The organism is Gemmatimonadaceae bacterium (genome assembly GCA_019752115.1).
Taxonomy (GTDB): domain Bacteria; phylum Gemmatimonadota; class Gemmatimonadetes; order Gemmatimonadales; family Gemmatimonadaceae; genus Gemmatimonas.
In genome coordinates this window covers 97,335-113,820 of the sequence record JAIEMN010000008.1, presented here as the reverse complement: position 1 = coordinate 113,820, position 16,486 = coordinate 97,335, and the positions used below count along the sequence as shown (strand labels likewise).

The following is a 16,486-nucleotide window of genomic DNA, read 5'->3' as shown; positions in this document are numbered from 1 at the left end:
CCGCTGTGACTTGAACTGCCCACGCCGAGATCATGGTGACCTCGGCGTGGGTCGTTTGCATTGTTCTCCGTCCCGCCTTCGATGACCACCAAGACCATTCGCGACCTCACCCCCGCTGAGCTCAAGGGCAAGCGCGCGCTCGTGCGCGTCGACTTCAATGTCCCGCTCGACGAGGCCGGCAAGGTCGCCGACGATACGCGTATCACGGCCGCCCTTCCCACGATCACGACGCTGCTCGACGGGGGCGCGAGTGTCGTCCTCATGGCGCACTTCGGCCGTCCCAAGGGAGCGCCGGAAGCCAAGTACTCGCTCAAGCCCGTCGCCGATCGGCTGAAGGAGCTGCTCCCGCGCCCCGTGCACTTCCTCGACGTGACGGTCGGCGAGCGCGCCGTGGAAGCGACGCAGAACCTCGAGCCCGGCGAAGTGCTGCTGCTCGAGAACACGCGGTTCCTGCCGGGCGAAGAGAAGAACGACGAGGCGCTCTCGTACCAGATGGCGCAGCTCGGTGACTTCTACGTGAACGACGCGTTCGGCGCCGCGCATCGTGCGCATGCCAGCACGGCGGGCGTGACCAAGTTCTGCCGCCCGGCGGTCGCCGGTCTGCTGATGGAGAAGGAGCTCGCCTACCTCGGCGGCGCGCTGGCCAATCCGCAGCGGCCGTTCGTCGCCATCCTGGGCGGCTCCAAGATTTCGGGCAAGATCGACGTGGTCGAGGCGCTGCTCCCCAAGGTGGACAAGCTCCTCATCGGTGGCGCAATGGCGTGCACCTTCTTCCGTGCGATGGGCTTCGAAACGGGGAACTCGCTCGTCGAACCCGATCGTCTCGACATGGCCAAGGATCTGCTGGCGCGCGCTGGTGACAAGCTCGTGCTGCCAGTGGATGCGACGATCGCGCCCGGCATGGACGCCGGCGCCGAGGCGAGCGCGGTGAACGCCGATCGCATTCCCGCCGGGCAGGCGATGTTCGATATCGGGCCGGCGTCTGTGACGCAGTATCGCGCCCTCGTCGAAAGCGCCAAGACGGTGCTCTGGAACGGCCCGATGGGGGTGTTCGAAAAGCCGCCGTTCGATGCCGGGACGCGCGGCGTCGCCGAAGCCATGGCCGCCGCGACGGCCAAGGGCGCGACCACGATCATCGGCGGCGGAGACTCCGCGGCCGCCGTGGCCGAAGCGGGGCTCGAGTCGCAGATGTCGCATGTCTCCACCGGTGGTGGGGCGTCGCTCGAATTCCTCGAGGGGAAGGATCTCCCCGGCGTGTCGGCGCTCGATCGCGCCTGATCTCCTTCGAACCCAGCCATGTATCTCAAGCCCATCATCGCCGCGAACTGGAAGCTCAATCATGCGCCGACCGACGCGCGTGCCTTCCTGCAGCGGTTTCTCGCCCAGGTCCCCAAGCTCAACGACCGTACGTTGATCTTCTTCCCCTCGGCGATCACGCTCACCACCGTCATCGACGGCCTCAAGGAGCGCCCCGAGATCTGGACCGGTGTGCAGAACGTTCATACCGAGGCCCAGGGCGCGTTCACCGGTGAGAACTCCGTGCTGATGGCGCGTGATGTGGGCGCGCGCGTCGTGCTGGTCGGCCACTCGGAGCGTCGCCATGTCTTCGGCGAGACCGATGCGCAGACCACCAAGAAGATGGCGCTGATCGCGCAGGGGCGGCTCATCCCGATGCTCTGCGTCGGGGAAACACTCGCCGAGCGCGAAGCCGGGCAGACGGCCATGGTCGTGGAGCGTCAGCTCTCGGCCGGCCTCGCGGAACTGGACGACGCGCAGATCGCCACGATCATGCTGGCGTACGAACCCGTCTGGGCCATTGGGACGGGTCGCACCGCCACCCCCGAGGATGCGAGCGAGATCCACGGGGTGCTGCGCCGGGCACTCGGCACGCGCGTCGGGGAGAAGGTCGCGGCGAGCATTCCGATCCTCTACGGCGGCTCGGTCAACCGGGGGAACGCGAGCACGCTGCTGGCCGCCCCGGACGTGGACGGGCTGCTCGTGGGCGGGGCCTCGCTGGACGCCGACAGCTGGGCCAGCATCGTCCGGGCCTGACCGGGGCCGCCCGGTCCGGTGGCAGGGGGCAAGCGCCGTCACCGGAAGGACTTGCCCCAATCGCGCCGCTCCGCGAAGTTTCGAGGCTCGGGTGAATCGCCGGGGCGATTCACTCCTCAACTCTGGTCTCCGTTCCTGCCATGTACACGTTCCTGCTCGTGCTGCTCATCCTCGACGCGATCGTCCTCGCGGCGGCCGTTCTTCTCCAGTCGGGGAAGGGTGGTGGTCTTGCGGCCAGCTTCGGCGGCGCCAGCTCCTCGGCAGACTCGGTCATCGGCACGCGTCAGGCGGGCAACCTGCTGACCAAGGCGAGCTGGTGGTGCGGCGGGATCTTCCTCGGTCTCGCGTTCATCCTGCAGATCATGAGCACCCGGGGCACGGCGCCCAAGTCGGTGCTCGACAAGCTCGGCGCCACGGCGCCGGCCAGCGCGCCGGCCGCGCCCACCTCCGGCAACAAGAGCGCGGCGCCGTCGGCACCGCTGACGCAGCAGGCCGCTCCGGCGACCGCGCCGGCGACGCCGGCCGCCCCCGCCAAGCAGTAAGGGCGCGGTGGACACGCACCCGATCAAGGGGTTCCTCCTCCTCGAGGACGGAACCCTTTTTCTCGGCCGTCTCGTGGGCACGGCTGGCCCCACCGTCGCCGAGGTCGTGTTCACGACCAATATGACGGGGTATCAGGAGACCTTCTCCGACCCGTCCTTCCGTGGGCAGATCGTCGTCATGACGGCGCCGCAGATCGGCAACTACGGGATCAACACCGACGACCCCGAGTCCGAGCACCCGCAGGTCGCCGGCGTCATCTGCCGTGAGCTGTCGCCGACGTACTCGAACTGGCGCGCCACCGGCAGCCTCCCGGCCTGGCTGGGCGCGGCGAATGTCCCGGTGCTCACCGAAGTCGATACCCGCCGCCTCACCAAGCATCTCCGCAGCCGCGGGGTCATGCGGGGCGTCATCGGAGCCGGCGACAGCCCGACGAAGGAAGCGCTGGGCGCCCTCGACAGCTGCCCGAGCATGGAGGGGCTCGACCTCGCCACGGTCGTCTCCACCCGCGAGCCGTATCAGTGGGGCAAGGCCGAAGCGACCTTCCATGTCGTGGCCTACGACTACGGCATCAAGCGGAACATCCTGCGCCTCTTTGAAGCGCACGACTGCCGCGTGACCGTGGTGCCGTCGGATACGCCTGCCGAACAGGTGCTGGCCATGAATCCCGACGGCGTCTTCCTGTCAAATGGCCCCGGCGACCCGGAGGCGGTGACGTACGCCCCCGCGGCGATCAAGGCCATCGCCGGTGAGCGCATTCCGATGTTTGGCATCTGCCTCGGGCACCAGCTGCTCGGCATCACCTTCGGCGGCCGGACCGCCAAGATGCCCTTCGGCCACCGGGGCGGAAATCAGCCGGTCAAGGACCTCGCCACGGGCCAAGTGCTCATTACGTCCCAGAACCATGGGTTCGCGGTCGTCGGCTCGCCGGACGGGGTCGAGGGCGCGCCCGATCTGGCTGTGACGCACGTGAACCTGAATGACGGCACGGTGGAAGGGCTGCGGCATCGGGAGCTCCCGATCTTTGCGGTCCAGTACCACCCCGAAGCCGCCCCGGGGCCGCACGATGCGGTCCCCCTGTTTGACCAGTTCCTGTCAGCCCTCAAGCGGCGACGTGGGTGAAGTGAGCCAACCGCTTGACTGATATGCACTAAGGTCATACGTTCGCAAAGCTTCGTTCGGCGTTCGCGGCGGTCTTCCCGGCCGGTCAGCGGACCTCAAGTGCGGCGCGAGGTACCTCCACCACCCCGCGTTGCTGCCCCTCTGGTAGATCCCATGACCAAAGCCGATCTGGTCGAGAACGTCACGGCGCGCATCGCACGGACGGCTGGGCCAACGATTTCCAAGAAAGACTGCGCGCGCGTCGTTGACGCGTTCCTTGATGCGATCAAGGAAGCGCTGCAGGAGCAGAAGAACATCGAAGTGCGCGGATTCGGCACGTTCAAGATCCGGCAGCGGAAGACGCGCATGGCGCGCAATCCGCGCACCGGCTCGCCCGTCGAAGTGTCCGCTCGTCCTGTCCCGGTGTTCAAGCCCAGCAAGGAGTTACGGGCGATGGTCGCTGGTGTCGAAGAGCACATGCTCGACGACGATCACGACGACGATTGAACGCTGCGCGCGGCCGTGGCCGCGCTGATCACCATGCGATGAGGCCCGGCATACTGTGTATGCCGGGCCTCATGGCTATCTTGCCACCGTCATGGGCATTCCCGTCCTGCTCTTCGCGTCCTACGCCGACGCCTTGGGGTCACGCACCCTCGACGTCCCGATCACGGCGCCGTGCACCACCGCCGAGCTCGTGGCCGCCTTGCGCGCGCTCCCCGGCGGCGACCGTCTGCCTCCCAAGCCGCTGATTGCCATCAATCAACGCTGGGCGAAGGGCGAGGCCGTGATTCAGGCGGCGGACGAAGTGGCCGTCATCCCGCCAGTGGCCGGGGGCTGACGCATGTCCACCACCGGACCGACCTTCGGCGTGGTGCATGCGGCCATTGTGCACGCGCCCATCGATGTCACGACGCTGATCGCCCGGGCGCAGGCGCCTGGCGTGGGCGCGCTGTCGGTCTTCGTGGGTACCGTCCGCGACCTGAACGATGGCCGCCCCGTCACCGGCATGGATTACGAGGCCTACGAGGCCATGGCCGCCTCGGAGTTGGCGGCCGTGGCGCAGGAGGTCTGCGACGCCCAGCCGGGGCTCCGTGTGGCCCTGGAGCACCGGCTCGGCACCCTGTCGATCGGCGAGGCGAGTGTCGCCATCGTGGCCGCGCACGCCCACCGTGCCGAGGCCTGCGACAGCGCCCGCGCGATCATCGAGGCGCTCAAGGTGCGCGTGCCAATCTGGAAGCGCGAGCACTATGTGGACGGCGAGCGCGCCTGGGTCGATCCAACAAAGTCGGCCGGCGCGGCGCCCACCGGGGCGGAGCGCTGATGCAGGACCAATTCGGGCGCGGCATCGAGTACCTCCGCATCTCCGTCACCGATCGCTGCAACTTCCGGTGCCAGTACTGCATGCCGCTGGAAGGGCTGCCGTGGCTCCCCAAGACCGATATCCTCCGCTACGAGGAGATCGTCGAGGTGGTCCGGCAGCTGGCCCCGCTCGGGCTCAAGCGGCTGCGGATCACCGGCGGCGAGCCCACCATCCGGCCGCAGCTGGCGTCGCTGATCGCGATGCTCAAGGCCGTGCCGGGCATCGAGGACATCGCGCTCTCGACGAATGGCGTGAAGCTCCCCGCGATGGCGGCGGAGTTGGCGGCGGCGGGGCTCGATCGGGTGAACATCAGTGCCGACTCCCTCCGCCCGGAGCGCGTGGTCGCCATTGCGCGACGCGACCTCGACTTCGATCTCGTGCGCGCGGCGCGTGCCGCCGAGGCGGCGGGTATCGGGCCGATCAAGATCAACGTCGTGGTGATGCGCGGCATCAACGACGACGAGGTCACCGACTTCGCGGCGCTGACCCGCGAGCACGCGTGGCACGTGCGGTTCATCGAGCTGATGCCGGTGGGCGAGTTGCGTGAGCTCACGTGGGACCATGTGGTGCCGAGCGATGAGATCCTCACCCGTCTTCGCTCCCACGGCGAACTCCAGCCCGATGCGGGACCGGCGCGCGGCAATGGTCCGGCCGTGTACTATCGCTATGCGGGCGCCGCGGGCACGGTGGGCGTCATCACGCCCATGACGCACACCTACTGCGAGCGGTGCAATCGCGTCCGCCTGACCGCCGACGGCCGGTTGCGCACCTGTCTCTTCGGCGACCATGAAGTCCTGCTGCGCGATGCGCTGCGCGCCGGGCAGCCGCTCGAGCCGCTCTTCGTGCGGGCGCTCGCCGAGAAGCCCAAGGAGCACGCCCTGCTCCAGATGCAGATCGGCGGGCTCAAGGCCCTGAGCCAGGTCGGCGGCTAGTCGTTGCCGTCGCAGCGTTTCGGACGCCACGACTAGGACCGTACGGTCGTGCCCGTTGTTATTGCTCGCCTGTGTGCAGCACCCTAAGTTCCTCAGTACCAAACCAGATCAGACGTCGTGATGCGGTAACCAGCGAACAGGTGTTTTGCTGGCACCGGCGACGCTGCTCACTCCCCAACACTTCGCGGTTCAGCACGCTGAACCGTTCGGAGATTCGTCACAACATGGTCAACAAGATCACGGTCGTTGGTGCTGGCAATGTCGGCGCCACGACGGCGCAGCGGATCGCCGAGAAGTCGCTCGGCCGCACGGTGGTGATGGTAGACGTCGTCGACGGCATCCCGCAGGGGAAAGGCCTCGACCAGTGGGAGTCGGCGCCCGTAGAAGGCTTCGACACGCGCGTCATCGGCACCAACGGCTACGAGGAAACGGCGGGCTCGGACATCGTCGTGATCACGGCCGGCATCGCGCGCAAGCCGGGCATGTCGCGCGACGACCTGCTCAACACGAACGCCGGCATCGTGAAGTCGGTGTCGGAGCAGATCAAGGCGACGTCGCCGAACGCGATCGTCATCGTGGTCTCGAATCCGCTCGACGTGATGTGCTACGTCGCGAAGCAGGTGACGGGCTTCCCGCGTGAGCGCGTGATCGGCATGGCCGGCGTGCTCGACACGGCGCGCTACCGCTCGTTCATCGCCGAGGCGCTGAACGTCTCGGTGCGCGATATTCAGGCGATGGTGCTCGGCGGGCATGGCGACACGATGGTGCCGCTCGTTTCGTACACCACGATCAGCGGCATCCCGATCCGTCAGCTGATGGGTGAGGAGCAGCTCGCCGCGATCGTGCAGCGCGCGCGCGATGGCGGCGCCGAAATCGTGAAGTACCTCAAGACCGGGTCGGCGTACTACGCGCCGTCGTCCGGCGCCGTGGAGATGGTGGAAGCCATCGTGCACGACCGCAAGCGCATCCTGCCGTGCGCGGCGTGGCTCGAGGGCGAGTATGGCATGCACGGCCATTACCTCGGCGTGCCGTGCAAGCTCGGCAAGAATGGCCTCGAGCAGATCCTCGAGATCGAACTCACCGCCGACGAGAAGGCGGCGCTTCAGAAGTCCGCGGCCGCGGTGCTGGAGCCCATGTCCGTCATCTCCCTCTGACCTGTCGAAGCCGGCGCCCTCACCTCGGTGACGGCGCCGGTTTCCACATCAACCCTACCTATGTTCGGTCTCACTCGGTTCTGGCAGAGCACGATCGGCAAGAAGATCGTGATGGCCGTGACGGGGATCATCGGCATCCTCTTCGTCATCGGCCACATGGCGGGCAACCTCCAGATGTTCTATCCGGATGCCCCGCTCAAGATGCAGCACTACGCGCAGCTGCTGCGCATCAGCATGCCCGCGCTGTATGCCGTGCGCGCCGTGCTGCTGCTGAGCGTCATCCTGCACGCGGTCGCGGCGTATCAGCTCACGATGATTGCCAACAAGGCGCGCCCTGAGAAGTACCAGGTGCGCAAGCCGCAGGTCACCACGCTCGCGGCCAAGACGATGCGCTGGGGCGGCGTGCTCCTCGTGGTCTTCATCGTGTTTCACATCCTGCACATGACGCTGGGCACGGTGCACCCGCAGTTCGTGCATCTCGATCCGTACAACAACCTGCGGACCGGCCTCGCGAATCCGCTCGTGGCGGGCTTCTACGTCCTCGCCGTGGGCTTCCTCGGGCTGCACCTGTATCACGGCGCGTGGGCCGTGGCGCGCACGCTCGGTGTGGCGCGTCCGTCCACGCAGCCGCTCAAGCGCAAGCTCTCCGTGGTCATCGCGATCGTGGTGGCGCTCGGCTTCATGGCCGTGCCGGTCGCCGCGGTCCTTGGTCTCTTCCCCGAGGCCTCCGTTCCCGCCGTGGAGGCCAACTGACATGCTCGAACTGAACGCCAAGATCCCCAGCGGTCCCCTCGAGCAGAAGTGGGACCAGCACAAGTTCTCGATGAAGCTGGTGAACCCCGCCAACAAGCGGAAACACCATGTCATCGTCGTCGGCGCCGGCCTGGCCGGTGCCTCGGCGGCCGCCACGATGGCCGAACTCGGCTATCAGGTGTCGTGCTTCGTCTACCACGATTCGCCGCGGCGCGCGCACTCGATCGCCGCGCAGGGCGGCATCAACGCCGCCAAGAATTATCAGAACGACGGCGACTCGGTCCGCCGCCTGTTCTACGACACGATCAAGGGCGGCGACTTCCGCGCCCGTGAGGCGAACGTGTATCGCCTCGCGCAGGTGTCGGTGAACATCATCGACCAGTGCGTGGCGCAGGGCGTGCCCTTCGCGCGCGAGTACGGCGGCCTGCTGGCGAACCGGTCGTTCGGCGGTGCGCAGGTGTCGCGCACGTTTTACGCGCGCGGCCAGACCGGGCAGCAGCTGCTCATTGGCGCCTATCAGGCGCTCGAGCGCCAGATCGCGCTCAAGAAGGTGCAGATGTACACCTTCGAGGAGATGCTCGATGTGGTGCTCGTGGACGGCTATGCGCGCGGCATTGTCTCGCGCAATCTGCTCACGGGCAAGATCTCGTCGCACGCGGCCGATGCCGTCGTGCTGGCGACCGGCGGGTACGGCAACGTGTTCTACCTGAGCACGAACGCCATGTACTCGAACGTCACGGCGTCGTGGCGCGCGCACAAGAAGGGCGCGGCGTTTGCGAACCCGTGCTACACGCAGATCCATCCGACGTGCATTCCGGTGCACGGCGAGCATCAGTCCAAGCTGACGCTCATGTCGGAGTCGCTCCGCAACGACGGGCGCGTGTGGGTGCCCAAGGCGCGCGGCGACAACCGGCCGCCGTCGCAGATCCCCGAGTCGGAGCGCGACTACTACCTCGAGCGCAAGTATCCGAGCTTCGGCAACCTCGCGCCGCGTGACATCTCGTCGCGTGCCGCCAAGGAAGCGTGCGACGATGGACGCGGCGTGGGCCCGGGTGGGCTCGGCGTGTATCTCGACTTTGCCGACGCCATCAAGCGCCTGGGCAAGGCGACCATCGCCGAGCGCTACGGCAACCTGTTCGACATGTATCAGCGCATTACGGACGAGAATCCGTACGAAGTGCCGATGCGCATCTACCCGGCCGTGCACTACACGATGGGCGGCCTCTGGGTGGACTACAACCTCATGAGCACCATCCCCGGTCTGCACGTTGCCGGTGAGGCGAACTTCTCCGATCACGGGGCGAACCGTCTGGGCGCCTCGGCGCTCATGCAGGGGCTCGCCGACGGCTACTTCGTGTTGCCGTACACGATCGGCGACTTCCTCGCGGGGACCAAGCTGGCCAAGGTCGACAATTCCCACGCCGAGTTCCGCGCTGCCGAAGAAGCGATCAAGGCGCAGACGAAGCAGTTCCTGAGCATCAAGGGGAAGCGCACGGTCGACAGCTTCCACAAGGAGCTGGGGAAGATCATGTGGGAGTACTGCGGCATGGCGCGCGACCGGGAGGGGCTCACGAAGGCCATCGGGCTGATCCAGTCGCTCAAGGACGAGTATCGCCAGAACGTGAACGTGCCGGGCAGTGCCGACTCGCTCAACCAGGCCCTCGAGAACGCCGGTCGCGTGGCCGACTTCATCGAGCTCGGTGAGCTCATGTGCCGCGACGCGCTGCATCGCGAAGAATCGTGCGGTGGCCACTTCCGCACCGAGTACCAGGACGAGGGCGAGGCCAAGCGCAACGACGACGAGTACGCGTATGTCGCCGCGTGGGAGTACGCCGGTGAAGGCAAGGCCCCGATTCTCAACAAGGAACCGCTGGTGTACGAGAACGTGCACCTCTCCACGCGGAGCTACAAGTAATGAAGATCACGCTCAACGTGTGGCGTCAGCCGGCGAGCAGCGCGCCGGGCAAGCTCGAGACCTACGATCTGGATGGCGTCAGCGCCGACATGTCGTTCCTCGAGATGTTCGACATGCTGAACGAGAAGCTCACGCTCGAAGGGAAGGAGCCGGTCGCCTTTGCGCACGACTGCCGCGAAGGCATCTGTGGCTCCTGCGCCATGATGATCAACGGGCAGGCGCACGGGCCGTGGAAGGGCGCGGCCACCTGCCAGTTGCACATGCGCGCCTTCAAGGATGGCGACATCATCACGGTCGAACCGTGGCGCGCGTCGCCGTTCCCGATCGTCAAGGACCTCGTGGTGAATCGCGGGGCCTTCGACCGCATCATCCAGGCGGGCGGCTATGTGTCGGTGAACACCGGCGGCGCCCGCGACGCCAATGAGATCCTGATCGGCAAGGATGTCGTGGAAGAGGCGATGGATGCCGCCGCCTGCATCGGCTGCGGCGCCTGTGTGGCGGCGTGCCCGAATGCCTCGGCCGCCCTCTTCACCGGGGCCAAGATCACGCACCTCGGCCTCCTGCCGCAGGGCCAGCCGGAGCGGGACAAGCGCGCGCTCGGCATGGTCGAACAGATGGACCTCGAGGGCTTCGGCCACTGCACGCTCACCGGCGAGTGCCAGGAAGCCTGCCCGAAGGAGATCTCGATCGACGTGATCAAGCGCATGAACCGCGACTACCTCGCGGCGAGTGCGCGGCGGCAGGAACCGCGCGCGGTTGCCGGTTCGGGCTGACGTTCACCGCAGGGATCGGTACGGCACACGGGTGAGATCCCACGATCTCACCCGTTTGCTGTTCCGGGCACATATTGCACAGATGCGTCGCCGACTCCTCGCGCTCTCCATGCTCCTGGCGAGTACCACGCCACTGCGGGCGCAGCTGACGCCCCCCGCGAGTGGCGGCGATGCGGCCCGCGGGTTGGCGCTGCTCACCAATTTTCGCGACTCCCTGCCGCACCACAGCGGCAATGGCCTCCGCTGCATCAGCTGCCACCTCGACAACGGCACGCGAGCCACCGCCATGCCGTGGCTCGGCAGCGTGGCCCGCTACCCGCGGTACCGGTCCCGGCCGGGCTACGAGGAGACCATCGAGCGGCGCATCAACGAGTGCATTGCGCGCAGCCTGGCGGGCAAGATGCTACCGGAGCATGGCCGCGAGATGCGCGACATGGTGGCCTACCTCGAGACATTGCGTGCGGCGCCACGGCCCGCGGGCGTGGACTCGGTGAAGCAGGCCGGGCGCGCAACCGCCGGTCGGCGCGTGTTCACCGCGACGTGCGCCCGTTGCCACGGCCCGAACGGGCAGGGGCTCCCCACCGGTCCCGCCCTCTGGGGCGCGGCGAGCTTTTCGATCGGCGCCGGCATGGCGCGGCAGTACACGTTCGCCACGTTCGTGCGCCACAACATGCCCTTCGATCACACGATCACGCTCACGGATCAACAGGCCGCCGATGTGGCCGCGTATGTCCTACGTCAGGCGCGTCAGGATCATCCGGGCAAGGAACGCGACTGGCCCAAGGGCGACGCACCGGCCGATGTCGCGTATGCTACTGATGGGGCCCGCGCCGCCGGAAAACCGCTGCCTCCCGTACGGCCGCTGCTCAAGCGGCGTATTTCCCCCGACTCCCTCGTCAAATGAGCTCGAACGATCGTCGCACCTTTCTCTCGCGGCTCGCCACGCTCGGAGCTGCGCTCGGCCTTGGCAGCACGACCGCGCACGCGGAATCGGTTGATCGCCCGCAACCGGGTGACGAGCCCTGGATGAAGCGGCTCACCGGCAAGCAGAAGGTGCTCTTCCATTCGCACATGCCCACCGACGGGCAGGCGGTGCGGTGGGGGCAAACCTTCCTCGACACGCAGAAGACCACCTACGGTCTGAGCGACGCCGAGTCCACCGTCGTGATCGGGCTCAACGGCCGCTCCATCGGCTGGTTCTTCAACGATGCGCTCTGGGCCAAGTACCCCACGATCGGCGAAGTCATGGGCGCACCGGGGGCCAGGAATCCGCAGGCGGCCACCATCGCGGGGCTCGTTTCGCGCGGCGTCATCTGCCTCGCCTGCAACAACTCGATCCGCGCCTCGTGGCAGCGCTTTCTGAGCGAGGCTCAGAAGGCCGACCAGACGCTGCGCAACGGTTTCGCCGATGAGATCAAGGCGAATCTGCTGCCGGGGGTCGAGGTCGTCCCCGCGATGGTCGTCACGCTACAGCAGGCGCAGGACCGCGGCTGCCGGTACATCTACGCCGGCGGCTGACCGGTCGCCCATTCCGGCGGCAGACACGCCGCTCACCGTGAGCGGCGGCGTCTAGCTCCCGTCTTTTGCCCCCGGCTCGGGGATTCGGACATTGTCGCCGAACCTGAACCGGGGGGCGTTGTGCGGAATGGACGTCGCCGGCTGGCCTGGCCAGCCCAGTGGTTTGTGAGCACCCTGCCGTTGGCGCTGGCCGCGGCCTGCGGTGCCAGTGATGCCGTGAATCCCGGCACCGTGCCGGACGCGCGACTCGATGTCTGCGAACCGGGCGCCGGTGCGCCCGTCTCCATCGCCCCCAGTGAGCGCGCGGCGCTCGAGGAACGGGGCGGGTTCGTCACCACCCTGCGCGTGGACCAGAGCGTCACCCGCAACGATGGCGTAACCTTCCGCCGCATCACCGACGCCCTCGCCGAGGCCCGGCGCCTCCGCGCCGCCAAGCCGGCGGGCGCGTGCCGCATCACCATCTTCGTGCCGGCGGGCACGTACGTGGGGAGCACCGCGGGAACCGATACGCTGCTCGAGGCGCTCCCGCTGCGCCTCGACATGCGAGACGTGACGCTGCGCGGGGCCTACGCCATCCCCACCGACAGTCTCGACCGGGCGCTCGGGCCGGTGTCGCAGAGTGCGTCGGCCGCCACGACGCTGATCGCCCGCCCGGCGCTCACCATCGTTGGCGGCACCACGCAAACCGGTGTGTCCGAGCCGCTGATCCTGGTGAACAGCGAGAACGGCTCGGGGGGCGACGGGGCCGTCATTGAACGGTTCGTCCTGCGCTCCGGGCACGCCGCCGCCGATTCGGTCACCGCCGGGAAAGGCATCCTCAGCCTTCGCGCCAATAACCTCGTCATTCGCGGCAACAGCTTCGAAGGCAATTTCACCGAGCGCGTGGATCTGCGCGGCGGGTCGGCGACCGTGCAGCGCAACTACTCGAGCGGCCCCGGTGAAACGTGCGATATCTGTCTGGCCGGGCCTGGCGTCTTCACCGTCGATCGCAATACGCTGACACAGGGCGGCATTCCCGGCATCCTGATCGTGCCCGCGACAGTGCTCCCCGTCCCCTCGGGGATCAATCAGTTTGTCCCGCCCACGGTCTCCGAGATCCAGGCGACGATTACCGCCAATGAGATCAGCGGCCATCAGCGCGTGCCTGTCGGCACCGGGATCCGCATCGCGACCATCGGCATCAACGCGCCGAATGTGCAGGGGACCTCGCGCGTGCAGGTGGTCGGCAACACGCTTCGCAACAATCGCTTTGGCTTCATCATCGAAGCGGGATTTCCGGTGGCCGGTACGCTGCTGCGAGGCGATGCCGTCGTCACCGCGACCAACAACGCCTTCATCAACTCCTGCCAAACCGATCTCTACGTGGCGTTCGTGCGGCACACCACGGGGCTCGGGCTGGCGAACACACCGTTCGCCCGCAACTCCACCATCGCGCTCGAACTGGGGCCGGATGCGCCCTGGGCGCGCGCTTGGTTTGCGCATCCGGACGGTTTCGGGAATACGCTCATCGTGAACAAGGCTACCATCGCCAACGACCGCGTGGCGCCGTACAATCCCACCAAGCCGTGCTCCTGACATACGCGAGGCGCTGCTCGCCGGGAGGGGGATCTGTCGTCACATGAGACGCCGTTTCGCCTGCGCGTCATCGGGCCGGTGCTGCTGGAGCGCACCGGCCCGCCCACGCGCGACGTCGCCGAGGCCGCCGCGCTGACCCAGCCGCGCCCGCTGGCGCTGCTCGCGCTGCTGCTCCTCGCCCGCCCGCGTGGCGCGCAGCCGCGCGAGCAGATCATGCAGTGCCTCTGGCCCTCCGCCACCGAGGAGCAGGCGCGTCGCGGCCTGCGCAACGCCCTGTACGCCGTGCGACAGGTGCTCGGCAATGATGCCATCGTCTCGCTGGGGGAGCGGCTCCTCGGCATCAATCCGCGCGTGGTGGGGTGTGACGCACTCGATCTCGAGCGCGGCGACGAGCAGCTGCGGCGCGCCGCGATCGGCGACATCGCGCCCTTTCACGGGTTCACCATCGACGACGCCGCGCCGTTCAACGCGTGGCTGGACAGCGAGCGGGAGCGCCTGCGCGCCATTGCCCGCTCGGGAACGGATCTGCTCGCCCGCGAGGAGCCCGCGCCGCGCGCGGCGCATCCGCACGCGATGGATCCGTACACCTGCTATCTGCGCGGCCATTACTTCTTCCTGCGGGCGGCGCACGGCGGCGCGCCCGATGAGCTCGAACAGAGTCGCCGCTGGTTCGAGCGCGCGCTGCAGATCGATCCGGCATACCCGTCGGCGCTGGCCGGGCTTGCCAACTACTATGCCGTCGCCGCACGGCGTGGGGCGTACGCCGACTTCACCCCCACCTTCGGGCGCGCGATCGAGTTGAGCCATCGCGCCGCGTCGCTCGATCCGACGCTGGCGATTCCGCATGTCCATCTGGGCGTGCAGGCGCTGTACCTCAACGACGACTTTGAACGCGCCGGGCGGGAGTTCGCCACCGCCGCCTTCAAGGAGCCGGAGTATGCCGAAGGGCGACGTTTCTATGGCGTCTGGCTCGGCCTCGCCGGGCGGCACCAGGAGGCGCTGCTCGAGATGGAGATGGCGGCTCGACTGGAGCCCGATATTCCGCACGTGCTCAGTTCACTGGCCGCCGCACGGCTCAAGGTCGGCGACGTCGAGGGCGCTGAAGCCGCGGTGCGCGAGACGCTGCGCCTCGATCCGCGGCACCGACCCGCGCGGGAGCGACTGATTGCCATCCTCGAGCGCACCGGGCGCACGGGCGAGGCGTTGGCCGAGCGCGAACGGGCCCCGGCGCTGCCGGATGCCGCCGTCTATCGCGAGGCGTGGGACGCGGAGGGCGTGGGTGGCTACGACCGCGTGCGGGCACGGCGCCGCAGTGAACAGATCGCCGCGTTGGAGGTGCAGCTGATCGAGGGCATGCCGCCATCGGTCAATGACATCTTTGCCCCTCCGGTGCTGCAGCTGGTGCAGCTGCTCCGGGAGGCCGGCGACGACCGGCGCGCGCGCGCCTGGGAACTGCAGGCCAGTGCCGGACGCCCGGCACTGGCGCACTGGTTTGCGGGGCTCAGATCCGCGGCAACGTGACGCCGTGCTGCCCCTGGTACTTGCCCTTCTTGTCGCCGTAGCTCACTTCGGGTTCTTCATCGCCGGTAAAGAACACCACTTGGGCGATGCCTTCATTGGCGTAGATCTTGGCCGGCAACGGCGTGGTGTTGGAGATCTCGAGCGTCACGTAGCCTTCCCACTCCGGCTCGAACGGCGTGACGTTCGTGATGATACCGCAGCGGGCATACGTGCTCTTGCCCACGGTGAGCGTGAGCACGTTGCGCGGAATGCGGAAGTACTCCACGGTGCGCGCCAGCGCGAAGGAGTTCGGCGGCACGATGCACACGTCGCCTTCGTACTCCACGAAGCTCTTCGGATCAAAGTTCTTCGGATCGACGATGGAGTTCAGCACGTTCGTGAAGATGCGGAACTCCCGCGCCACGCGCATGTCGTAGCCGTAGGAGCTGACGCCGTAGGAAATCACGCCCTGACGCACCTGGCGATCCTCGAACGGTTCGATCATGCCGTGTTCGCGCGCCATGCGCGTGATCCAGCGATCTGAGCAGAGCCCCATGGGGTGATGTCGGCGAGAAAGTGGGACAGGGCGGGGGGCCTCGGACCCTCAGGTCCTGAGCCTCTCGGAAGCGGCGGGCGGAAAGCTAGGGACCGCCGCCCCTCCGTGCCACGGGCGGGGTCGGTGGGGGGTCGGAGGCGGGGCCTGCCGGGCCCACCGGGGCGGTCGGCGGCCGAACGCGCGGTAACCGGTTACTTAGCCAACCTTTTATTTCCCATGCCGTTGAGGGTTTCCGGTCCCTCACATAGGTTGGACGTGTGCTTTTGTGAATATTTTCACGAAGTCAGCGCACTCCCCAGGTTCGACCCCGTCGTCCCGCTGCCTTTCGCGATGCTTCGCTCCTATCTGCCGGTCCTGTTGTTGCTGGCGTTTGTCCTGCTCAACGCGGTGCTCATCCTGGGCATCGCGCACCTCACGGTGAAACCGCAGCCCACGCCGGTCAAAACGACCCAGCCCTACGAATCGGGCATCAGCCCCCTGGGCGACGCGCGTGAGCGATTCTCGGTGAAGTTCTACCTGGTCGCCATGCTCTTCATCGTCTTCGATATCGAGACGGTGTTCATGATCCCCTGGGGCGTCCAGTACCGGCAGCTCTCCTGCACCGTCCCGCTCGCCGGCGGCGCCTGTCCGGCCGGACAGATCTCGTTCTTCGGCTTCGGGGAGATGCTCGTATTCGCGCTCATTCTCCTCGTTGGCTTCATCTACGTCTGGAAGAAGGGAGCCCTTTCGTGGGATTAACCCCCGCCCGGGACAG

18 protein-coding genes are annotated in these 16,486 nt (G+C 67.5%); 17 read left to right on the top strand and 1 reads right to left on the bottom strand.

Annotated features, from left to right (window positions below; all coding sequences use genetic code 11):
• Positions 1–81: 81 nt before the first annotated feature.
• From K2R93_04405 to K2R93_04330, 16 genes are all read left to right on the top strand, one after another.
• Positions 82–1,278, top strand: coding sequence for a phosphoglycerate kinase (locus K2R93_04405; GenBank protein ID MBY0489061.1), 1,197 nt, complete (start codon positions 82–84; stop codon positions 1,276–1,278).
• A gap of 18 nt (positions 1,279–1,296) precedes the next feature.
• On the top strand, positions 1,297–2,052 hold the full coding sequence (gene tpiA, locus K2R93_04400; GenBank protein ID MBY0489060.1) for a triose-phosphate isomerase: 756 nt from the start codon (positions 1,297–1,299) through the stop codon (positions 2,050–2,052).
• Between the two features lie 140 nt (positions 2,053–2,192).
• Positions 2,193–2,594, top strand: a complete 402-nt coding sequence (gene secG / locus K2R93_04395) for a preprotein translocase subunit SecG (protein ID MBY0489059.1) — start codon at positions 2,193–2,195, stop codon at positions 2,592–2,594.
• A gap of 7 nt (positions 2,595–2,601) precedes the next feature.
• Positions 2,602–3,714, top strand: coding sequence for a glutamine-hydrolyzing carbamoyl-phosphate synthase small subunit (gene carA / locus K2R93_04390; protein MBY0489058.1), 1,113 nt, complete (start codon positions 2,602–2,604; stop codon positions 3,712–3,714).
• A gap of 153 nt (positions 3,715–3,867) precedes the next feature.
• Positions 3,868–4,200 carry an integration host factor subunit beta gene (locus K2R93_04385; GenBank protein MBY0489057.1) on the top strand — a complete coding sequence of 111 codons (333 nt, stop codon included), beginning with the start codon at positions 3,868–3,870 and terminating at the stop codon, positions 4,198–4,200.
• Positions 4,201–4,291: 91 nt separating this feature from the next.
• On the top strand, positions 4,292–4,534 hold the full coding sequence (locus K2R93_04380) for a MoaD/ThiS family protein (protein MBY0489056.1): 243 nt from the start codon (positions 4,292–4,294) through the stop codon (positions 4,532–4,534).
• A 3-nt stretch (positions 4,535–4,537) separates the two neighbouring features.
• Positions 4,538–5,017, top strand: a complete 480-nt coding sequence (locus tag K2R93_04375; protein ID MBY0489055.1) for a molybdenum cofactor biosynthesis protein MoaE — start codon at positions 4,538–4,540, stop codon at positions 5,015–5,017.
• On the top strand, positions 5,017–5,988 hold the full coding sequence (moaA, locus tag K2R93_04370; protein MBY0489054.1) for a GTP 3',8-cyclase MoaA: 972 nt from the start codon (positions 5,017–5,019) through the stop codon (positions 5,986–5,988). Before K2R93_04375 ends, moaA begins: the two co-directional genes overlap by 1 nt.
• Before the next feature lie 224 nt (positions 5,989–6,212).
• On the top strand, positions 6,213–7,142 hold the full coding sequence (mdh, locus tag K2R93_04365) for a malate dehydrogenase (GenBank protein MBY0489053.1): 930 nt from the start codon (positions 6,213–6,215) through the stop codon (positions 7,140–7,142).
• A 60-nt stretch (positions 7,143–7,202) separates the two neighbouring features.
• Positions 7,203–7,895 (top strand): succinate dehydrogenase cytochrome b subunit, encoded by a 693-nt coding sequence (locus K2R93_04360; GenBank protein ID MBY0489052.1) that lies wholly within the window; start codon positions 7,203–7,205, stop codon positions 7,893–7,895.
• 1 nt (position 7,896) lies between these two features.
• On the top strand, positions 7,897–9,810 hold the full coding sequence (locus K2R93_04355; GenBank protein MBY0489051.1) for a fumarate reductase/succinate dehydrogenase flavoprotein subunit: 1,914 nt from the start codon (positions 7,897–7,899) through the stop codon (positions 9,808–9,810).
• On the top strand, positions 9,810–10,583 hold the full coding sequence (locus K2R93_04350) for a succinate dehydrogenase/fumarate reductase iron-sulfur subunit (GenBank protein ID MBY0489050.1): 774 nt from the start codon (positions 9,810–9,812) through the stop codon (positions 10,581–10,583). Before K2R93_04355 ends, K2R93_04350 begins: the two co-directional genes overlap by 1 nt.
• An 82-nt stretch (positions 10,584–10,665) precedes the next feature.
• The gene (locus tag K2R93_04345; protein MBY0489049.1) at positions 10,666–11,487 is read left to right on the top strand and encodes a c-type cytochrome; all 822 of its coding nucleotides are present in this window, start codon (positions 10,666–10,668) and stop codon (positions 11,485–11,487) included.
• Positions 11,484–12,101, top strand: a complete 618-nt coding sequence (locus K2R93_04340; protein ID MBY0489048.1) for a twin-arginine translocation signal domain-containing protein — start codon at positions 11,484–11,486, stop codon at positions 12,099–12,101. The genes K2R93_04345 and K2R93_04340 overlap by 4 nt, the downstream gene beginning before the upstream one ends.
• A 165-nt stretch (positions 12,102–12,266) precedes the next feature.
• Positions 12,267–13,676 (top strand): hypothetical protein, encoded by a 1,410-nt coding sequence (locus K2R93_04335; GenBank protein MBY0489047.1) that lies wholly within the window; start codon positions 12,267–12,269, stop codon positions 13,674–13,676.
• 78 nt (positions 13,677–13,754) lie between these two features.
• The gene (locus K2R93_04330) at positions 13,755–15,197 is read left to right on the top strand and encodes a hypothetical protein (GenBank protein MBY0489046.1); all 1,443 of its coding nucleotides are present in this window, start codon (positions 13,755–13,757) and stop codon (positions 15,195–15,197) included.
• Here K2R93_04330 and dcd read toward each other — a convergent pair.
• On the bottom strand, positions 15,178–15,732 hold the full coding sequence (dcd, locus tag K2R93_04325; protein MBY0489045.1) for a dCTP deaminase: 555 nt from the start codon (positions 15,730–15,732) through the stop codon (positions 15,178–15,180). The genes K2R93_04330 and dcd overlap by 20 nt on opposite strands.
• Before the next feature lie 330 nt (positions 15,733–16,062).
• Between dcd and K2R93_04320 the strand changes: the two genes are divergently transcribed.
• Positions 16,063–16,470: an NADH-quinone oxidoreductase subunit A gene (locus K2R93_04320; protein ID MBY0489044.1), complete on the top strand. Its 408-nt coding sequence runs from the start codon at positions 16,063–16,065 to the stop codon at positions 16,468–16,470.
• The last annotated feature ends 16 nt before the right edge of the window (positions 16,471–16,486 follow it).

What these genes read in the sequence shown, in the direction of transcription:
- K2R93_04380 (MBY0489056.1), top strand. Translation starts at nt 4,292, where the DNA reads ATGGGCATTCCCGTCCTGCTCTTCGCGTCCTACGCCGACGCCTTGGGG.
- K2R93_04350 (MBY0489050.1), top strand. Translation starts at nt 9,810, where the DNA reads ATGAAGATCACGCTCAACGTGTGGCGTCAGCCGGCGAGCAGCGCGCCG.
- mdh (MBY0489053.1), top strand. Translation starts at nt 6,213, where the DNA reads ATGGTCAACAAGATCACGGTCGTTGGTGCTGGCAATGTCGGCGCCACG.
- K2R93_04385 (MBY0489057.1), top strand. Translation starts at nt 3,868, where the DNA reads ATGACCAAAGCCGATCTGGTCGAGAACGTCACGGCGCGCATCGCACGG.
- moaA (MBY0489054.1), top strand. Translation starts at nt 5,017, where the DNA reads ATGCAGGACCAATTCGGGCGCGGCATCGAGTACCTCCGCATCTCCGTC.
- K2R93_04345 (MBY0489049.1), top strand. Translation starts at nt 10,666, where the DNA reads ATGCGTCGCCGACTCCTCGCGCTCTCCATGCTCCTGGCGAGTACCACG.
- K2R93_04375 (MBY0489055.1), top strand. Translation starts at nt 4,538, where the DNA reads ATGTCCACCACCGGACCGACCTTCGGCGTGGTGCATGCGGCCATTGTG.
- dcd (MBY0489045.1), bottom strand. Translation starts at nt 15,732, where the DNA reads ATGGGGCTCTGCTCAGATCGCTGGATCACGCGCATGGCGCGCGAACAC.
- K2R93_04360 (MBY0489052.1), top strand. Translation starts at nt 7,203, where the DNA reads ATGTTCGGTCTCACTCGGTTCTGGCAGAGCACGATCGGCAAGAAGATC.
- K2R93_04340 (MBY0489048.1), top strand. Translation starts at nt 11,484, where the DNA reads ATGAGCTCGAACGATCGTCGCACCTTTCTCTCGCGGCTCGCCACGCTC.
- K2R93_04355 (MBY0489051.1), top strand. Translation starts at nt 7,897, where the DNA reads ATGCTCGAACTGAACGCCAAGATCCCCAGCGGTCCCCTCGAGCAGAAG.
- secG (MBY0489059.1), top strand. Translation starts at nt 2,193, where the DNA reads ATGTACACGTTCCTGCTCGTGCTGCTCATCCTCGACGCGATCGTCCTC.
- K2R93_04405 (MBY0489061.1), top strand. Translation starts at nt 82, where the DNA reads ATGACCACCAAGACCATTCGCGACCTCACCCCCGCTGAGCTCAAGGGC.
- K2R93_04320 (MBY0489044.1), top strand. Translation starts at nt 16,063, where the DNA reads ATGCTTCGCTCCTATCTGCCGGTCCTGTTGTTGCTGGCGTTTGTCCTG.
- tpiA (MBY0489060.1), top strand. Translation starts at nt 1,297, where the DNA reads ATGTATCTCAAGCCCATCATCGCCGCGAACTGGAAGCTCAATCATGCG.